Source organism: Streptomyces mutomycini, assembly GCF_001700505.1.
In the GTDB taxonomy this organism is placed as follows: domain Bacteria; phylum Actinomycetota; class Actinomycetes; order Streptomycetales; family Streptomycetaceae; genus Streptomyces; species Streptomyces mutomycini.
This window is the reverse complement of sequence record NZ_MAPV01000041.1, coordinates 23,646-29,645: the sequence shown is the minus strand read 5'-3', so window position 1 is coordinate 29,645 and position 6,000 is coordinate 23,646. Positions and strand designations below refer to the sequence as shown.

At 69.7% G+C, this 6,000-nt stretch carries 5 protein-coding genes and 1 pseudogene; 3 read left to right on the top strand and 3 right to left on the bottom strand.

What is annotated here, in order from left to right; genetic code table 11:
* Positions 1 to 853 (top strand): ATP-grasp domain-containing protein (locus BFF76_RS06580; protein ID WP_065847592.1); only part of this gene is annotated, 853 nt, incomplete at its 5' end.
* A gap of 21 nt (positions 854 to 874) precedes the next feature.
* Here BFF76_RS06580 and BFF76_RS06575 read toward each other — a convergent pair.
* The 3 genes and pseudogenes from BFF76_RS06575 to BFF76_RS06570 form a co-directional block, all read right to left on the bottom strand.
* Positions 875 to 1,453 carry a GNAT family N-acetyltransferase gene (locus BFF76_RS06575; protein WP_065847589.1) on the bottom strand — a complete coding sequence of 193 codons (579 nt, stop codon included), beginning with the start codon at positions 1,451 to 1,453 and terminating at the stop codon, positions 875 to 877.
* A 242-nt stretch (positions 1,454 to 1,695) separates the two neighbouring features.
* Positions 1,696 to 1,992, bottom strand: a pseudogene (locus tag BFF76_RS34650) (helix-turn-helix domain-containing protein); the annotation flags it as partial.
* 62 nt (positions 1,993 to 2,054) lie between these two features.
* Complete coding sequence (locus tag BFF76_RS06570; protein WP_031095333.1) at positions 2,055 to 2,621, bottom strand: dihydrofolate reductase family protein; 567 nt, start codon at positions 2,619 to 2,621, stop codon at positions 2,055 to 2,057.
* A 347-nt stretch (positions 2,622 to 2,968) separates the two neighbouring features.
* Between BFF76_RS06570 and BFF76_RS06565 the strand changes: the two genes are divergently transcribed.
* Together BFF76_RS06565 and BFF76_RS34545 are read left to right on the top strand one after the other, a co-directional pair.
* On the top strand, positions 2,969 to 4,132 hold the full coding sequence (locus BFF76_RS06565; RefSeq protein WP_031095332.1) for a DegT/DnrJ/EryC1/StrS family aminotransferase: 1,164 nt from the start codon (positions 2,969 to 2,971) through the stop codon (positions 4,130 to 4,132).
* Complete coding sequence (locus tag BFF76_RS34545) at positions 4,129 to 5,913, top strand: HAD-IA family hydrolase (RefSeq protein ID WP_063836779.1); 1,785 nt, start codon at positions 4,129 to 4,131, stop codon at positions 5,911 to 5,913. Before BFF76_RS06565 ends, BFF76_RS34545 begins: the two co-directional genes overlap by 4 nt.
* Positions 5,914 to 6,000: the final 87 nt, after the last annotated feature.

The following is a 6,000-nucleotide window of genomic DNA, read 5'->3' as shown; positions in this document are numbered from 1 at the left end:
CTCGCTGGCCTACGCGACCGGAACCGCCGTTTCCCTCGACACGGACGCGGTGACCTCGTACCCCGTCATCGTCAAGCCCGACCAGGACTCCGGCGGTTCACGGCTCGTCCGCCGCGCCGAGGACGCTGCCGAGCTCGTCTCCTGCCTCAAGGAGCTGGCCGCCGCCGCGGGTCCGGAGGCGGACGTCGTCGTGGAGGAGTACATCGACGGCATCGAGTTCTCCGTCGACGGGCCGGTGCTGGACGGCCGGTTCCATCCGCTCTTCGAGGTCGAGAAGACGGGGCACGACAACGGGCGGCACCACGACGCGGGACTTCTCATCTCGCCTCCGGTCTCCGTGCATGTGCGTTCTGCCGTGGGTGAGCTGTCGGAGCGGGTCGGGGCGCTGTGCGCTTCTCTCGGCCTGGGGGACGGCTGGCTGCACGTCGAAGGGCGGGCGCGTGCGGACGGCACCTGCGAACTGGTCGAGATCAACCCGCGCCCCGGCGGCCGCATGTACCGGGACGCCACCCGGCGGGCCTGCGGTGTCGACTCCATCGACATGTCGGTACGCATGGCGCTCGGCGAGCGCCTGGACGGCGTCCTGGCCGAGGCGACGACCGGCGGCACCGAGCTGCTGGCCATGCTCCCCTTCGAGGCCGACCGCGTCGGAACCCTGGCGAGCGCCACCTCCGTCGAGGAGCTCATGCGGATTCCCGGGGTGGTGGACGGCTACCTGTTCGAGAATTTCCGCGTGGTGACGATGGACCGGGAGAACTTCTTCGCCGAGGCATTGATCGCCGCCGGCAGTGTCGCCGAGCTGCACAGGACAGCCGAACAGGTCCGCTCGGTCTTCACCTTCACCTTCGAGTGACCCGCACGGGGGGAGGCACGCTCACGGCCCGGACTGGCCCCGCGACGGTCCGTGCGTGACGGGCGCTGCGTAGCAGTGCACCGTCACGGTCCGGTCCGGGCCCCATCGCTGGTCGACGGTGGCCAGCCAGGTCCACCCCAGGCGTTCGTACAGAGCGACGGCCGACGCGTCGGAGGTCAGGACGTCCAGCACCGGATGCAGCCCGCGCCGCCGGGCCTCCCACGCCGCCCGCTCCATCAGCAGGGCGCCGGCACCGTGGCCACGTGCGGTGGGGGAGACGAACAGACGGCTTATCACGGCGGTCTTCTCGACGGGCACACCCGTACGGCGGCTCCACAGGCCCGGCGCCCGGTCCTCCGCCCCGCCCCCCGTCAGGCCGACATGGCCGACGATCTTCCCGTCCAGTTCGGCCACCCAGGCGGCGAACAGAGAGGGCCGGGCCAGCCACTCACCGGGGCGTTCGGGCCACTCCTCCGGGTAGCCGTCGCACTCGTGCACGTCGGCCAGCACCTGCACGCAGGCGTCGAGGTCGGAGCCTTCACGCCGCCGGACCCTGCAGCCGGGTGCCTCTTCCGAAGGAGGGTCGGTCTGTTGTCCCACCGCAGCATGAAATCACGCTTTGATCGCCCTCGCGCGGAGGCCGGTATGGGGCGGCAAGGCCAGGTCGCCCACATCGGCAGGGGAACTGCACCACCAGAGCCGAGGCGAACCTCGCGCGCTCCGGGTACATCGACGGCTTCTTCAACAGCCGGCGCAATGAGCGGGAGGGCGGTGATGTTGGTCTGGCCGCCCTGGCGGTGAACACCGATGGCGAAGTTGCGCAGGCCGGCCATGACGCGGCAGCGCTGGTCCTCCCACCCGTGTGCGGCCGGCCCCTTGGCGAGCTCCCGCCTCCCGTTGCGTGAACTGCTTCTCGCTCACCCTCGGCAGCGATACAGGCCCCTGCGACCGCAAGGATCGTGGGCCGCCCCTGGTTCCACGCGTGACGCCATCGTTGGACGAGCGAACACTGACCCGCAGATCTCTTGCGATCGATGTGCTGCCCTCGCCCGGGGCGAACCGCTCGGCCGCCTTGAGCCGTAACTCCTCGCGGAGCTGTTGCCGTTCGGCGGTAAGCCCGCCCCTTGTGGATACCGCACGATTCCGGTGATACCGCAGCAGCCGGCCAGCCGTCACCCCTCACGGCATCACGAGTTCAGCCTCAGTTACGTGCCACGCGGTAGCGGAGATAGACGAACTTCGAGCTGAAGGTGCGGGTTTCGACGAGTTCGAGATCCACCCGGCGTTCGCGCCGGGGAAAGAACGGAATGCCACCGCCGACCAGCACCGGGTGGACCATGGCCCGGTACTCGTCGATCAGATCCAGTGCGGCTGCCTCCGCGGCGAGAGCCGCGCCGCCGATCGCGATGTCGCCCTCCCCCGGCTCGGCTCGCAACCGCTCGATCTCCTCCGCCAGGCCGCCGGAAACCAGGCGGGCATTGCCCTGTACCGCTGACAAGGTCTTGGAGAACACCACCTTCGGGAGCGGCTTCCAGAGTGAGGTCCACTCGCGCGTCGAGTCGTCGAGCGACGGATCCTGGTCGGCGGTCTCCCAGTACAGCATCGTCTCGTACAGCCGTCGTCCCAGCAGGTGGACGCCGATCTCCCGAATATCGTCGATCCAGAAGCGAAAGACCTCGTCGTCGGGCGCCGTCCAGTCGAAGTCGCCGTCCGGTCCGACGATGTAGCCGTCAAGTGAGACGCCCATCGAATAGGTCACGCTGCGCATGAGAAGTCCTCCTCGGTAACGGTTTCGAGCAGTATGGCCCGTCGGGCGTCGCAGGAATCGTGTGGCTCGCGGAACCCCCTGGGCCGAGTCACCTCACGGGGCCATTCCGTTGAGGAAACCTCGCTGACATGACATCCCGGCCCGCCTCCCTCCCGGGCGCGTCGGCGTCTTGAAGCATCAAGATCGACAAGCGCGTCTCGGGCGGAGTCGATATCAGTGCGGCTGATTTGTCGTCCTGCACGCGGATAGGGGGGTAGTAGGGGAAAGAGGAGGGGGATGCCTGAATACATTGCTGCGTTAGCGTCATGGCCCAGGTCGATTCAATTCACTCGGAGAGTGTGTAGTCAATGGGTTCTTCGCCGCAGTCATTTGAATTCCCCGCCTGGCCGCAGTACGGGGAGGAGGAGCGAAACGCTCTGAACCGTGCCCTCGACCAGGGGCAGTGGTGGCGCATCGGGGGCAGCGAGGTCGACACCTTCGAGGAGGAGTTCGCCGAATACCACGGCGCCCCGTACGCGCTCGCGGTGACCAATGGGACGCATGCGCTGGAGCTCGCCCTTCAGGTGCTCGGGGTCGGCCCCGGATCGGAAGTCATCGTTCCCGCCTTCACCTTCATCTCCTCCTCGCAGGCAGCGCAGCGGCTGGGTGCGGTGGCCGTCCCGGTGGACGTCGATCCGGAGACGTACTGCATCGATCCGGCTGCCGTCGCCGCGGCGATGGGACCCAGGACCAAGGCCGTGATGCCCGTTCACATGGCCGGTCAGATAGCGGACATGGACGCGCTGGAGAAGCTGGCCGCCGACGCGGGTGTGGCGATCCTGCAGGACGCCGCACATGCCCATGGTGCGCGGTGGCAGGGGAAGAAGGTCGGCGAGCTCGGTTCCGTGGCCGCCTTCAGCTTCCAGAACGGCAAGCTCATGACCGCGGGCGAGGGGGGCGCGGTGACCTTCCCGACCCGTGAGCTGTACGACAGTGCGTTCCTGCGGCACAGCTGCGGCCGGCCCCCGACGGACCGTAAGTACTTCCACAACACCTCGGGCTCCAACTTCCGGATGAACGAGTTCAGCGCGTCGGTCCTGCGTGCCCAACTGGGCCGTCTGGGCGGGCAGATCGACACACGTGAGGAGCGCTGGCCGCTGCTGGCGAGCCTGCTCGCCGAGATCCCCGGTGTCGTGCCCCAGGCCAGGGACGAGCGCAACGACCGCAATCCGCACTACATGGCCATGTTCCGGGTGCCCGATCTCGGTGAGGAGCGCCGCAACGCCCTTGTGGACACCCTGATCGAGCGTGGGCTCCCGGCGTTCGTCGGCTTCCGCGCCATCTACCGCAGCGACGGCTTCTGGGAGTCCGCGGCTCCGGAGGAGTCCGTGGAGGACATCGCCCGCCGCTGCCCCAACTCCGAGGCACTCACCCGGGACTCCGTCTGGCTGCACCACCGGACGTTGCTGGGCACCGAGCAGCAGATGCACGACATCGCGGCCGTCATCGCCGAGAGCATGGCCGGGGCGTGAACGCGCCCATCCGTGTCGTGGTGGTCGGGATGGGCTGGGCGGGCCGGGAGATCTGGCTTCCCAGGCTGGTCGAGCACCCGGCCTTCGAGGTCACGGCTGTGGTGGACCCGGTGGCCGGCCCCGTGGACGCGGGGGTGCCGCTGCTGGGTGACGTAGCGGAGATCGAGTCCGGGACGGTCGACCTCGCGGTCGTCGCCGTGCCGAACCACCTGCACGCCGACATCGCCGAGAAGCTGCTGGCCCGGGGCATTCCCGTGTTCCTCGAGAAGCCGGTGTGCCTGACCTCCGCCGAGGCCGACCGGCTCGCGGAAGCGGAACGCGCCGGAGGCGCGGTGCTGCTCGCCGGCAGCGCGGCCCGGTACCGGGCCGACGTCCTGGCGTTGTACGAGCGGGCGTCGGCGGTGGGACGCATCCGGCACATCGACGTGTCCTGGGTGCGGGCCCGTGGCGTTCCGGATTCGGGCGGCTGGTTCACACAGGCGCGGCTCGCGGGCGGCGGAGCGCTGGTGGACCTCGGGTGGCACCTGCTCGACTGCGTCGCGCCGATCCTGGGACCGGCAGCCGTGACACAGGTGGTCGGCACGGTGTCCGACGACTTCGTCAACACGGCCGGAGCGCGGGCCGGCTGGCGCGATCGTGTACCGACTGCGGGCACGGGTGCGGCCGGCGGGGACGTCGAGGACACCGTCCGGGGTTTCCTGCGCACCGAGGACGGCGTCTCCGTCGCGCTTCGCGCGAGCTGGGCGTCGCACGAAGCGCGCGACGTCACGCTGATCACGGTCGAGGGAAGTGCGGGCGTGGCCTCGCTGCGCTGCACCTTCGGGTTCAGCCCCAACCGTGAAGGCGGGTCCGGCCTGACGTTCACCGCCGACGGTGAGACGACGCAGGTGCCGCTCGAGGCCGAGCGGATCGGTGCGGAGTACGACCGGCAGCTCGACGAACTGGCCGGGTCGCTGCGTGACCCGGCCATGGCGGGGCGGGCGGTGGCGGACGCACGCCGGACCATCGGGGTCATCGAGCGTCTCTACGCCAGTGCCCGGCACACCGTTCCGAACCACGACGCGACCAGGGAGTACCGGATGGACAGGCGAATGACGGGGCTCACGGAGGACACACCCGCCGTCGGGACGCTGGAGCACCCCCGGAGTGTGGTCGTGTTCGACCTCGACGGTGTGCTGGTGGACAGCACCGAGGTGATGCGCGAGGCGTTCTCCATCGCCTACGCGGAGGTCGTGGGCGAAGGGCCGGCGCCGTTCGCGGAGTACAACCGGCATCTGGGCCGGTACTTCCCCGACATCATGCGGATCATGGACCTGCCGCTCGCGATGCAGGAGCCCTTCGTCAGGGAGAGCTATCGGATGGCTCACCTGGTGCCCATGTTCGACGGGGTGCCGGAGATGCTGCACACGCTGCGCGAGCGGGGGTTCCGGCTCGCCGTGGCCACGGGGAAGAGCGGGCCCCGGGCGCGCTCGCTGCTGTCGCAGCTCGGGGTGCTGGACCTCTTCGACCATGTCATCGGGTCGGACGAGATCGCTCACCCGAAGCCCGCTCCGGACATCGTGCTGAGGGCGCTGGAACTGCTCGGAGCCGAGCCCGGCAGCGCGGTGATGGTCGGGGACGCTGTCACCGACATAGAGAGCGCGCACGGTGCGGGCGTGGCGGCGCTGGCGGCGCTCTGGGGCGAGACGGACGAGGCCGCGTTGCTTGCCGCGTCCCCTGATGCGGTGCTCCACAAGCCGGGGGACCTGCTGGCGTTGTGGCCGGCGGGAGGAGCCGGCTGAACCTCCGCCCGGCCGGCCGGACACGTGTGGTGACCGGCCGGCCGGCTCGGTTCCGGGGGGACCCGGAGCCCTGCGGAGTTAGGGATG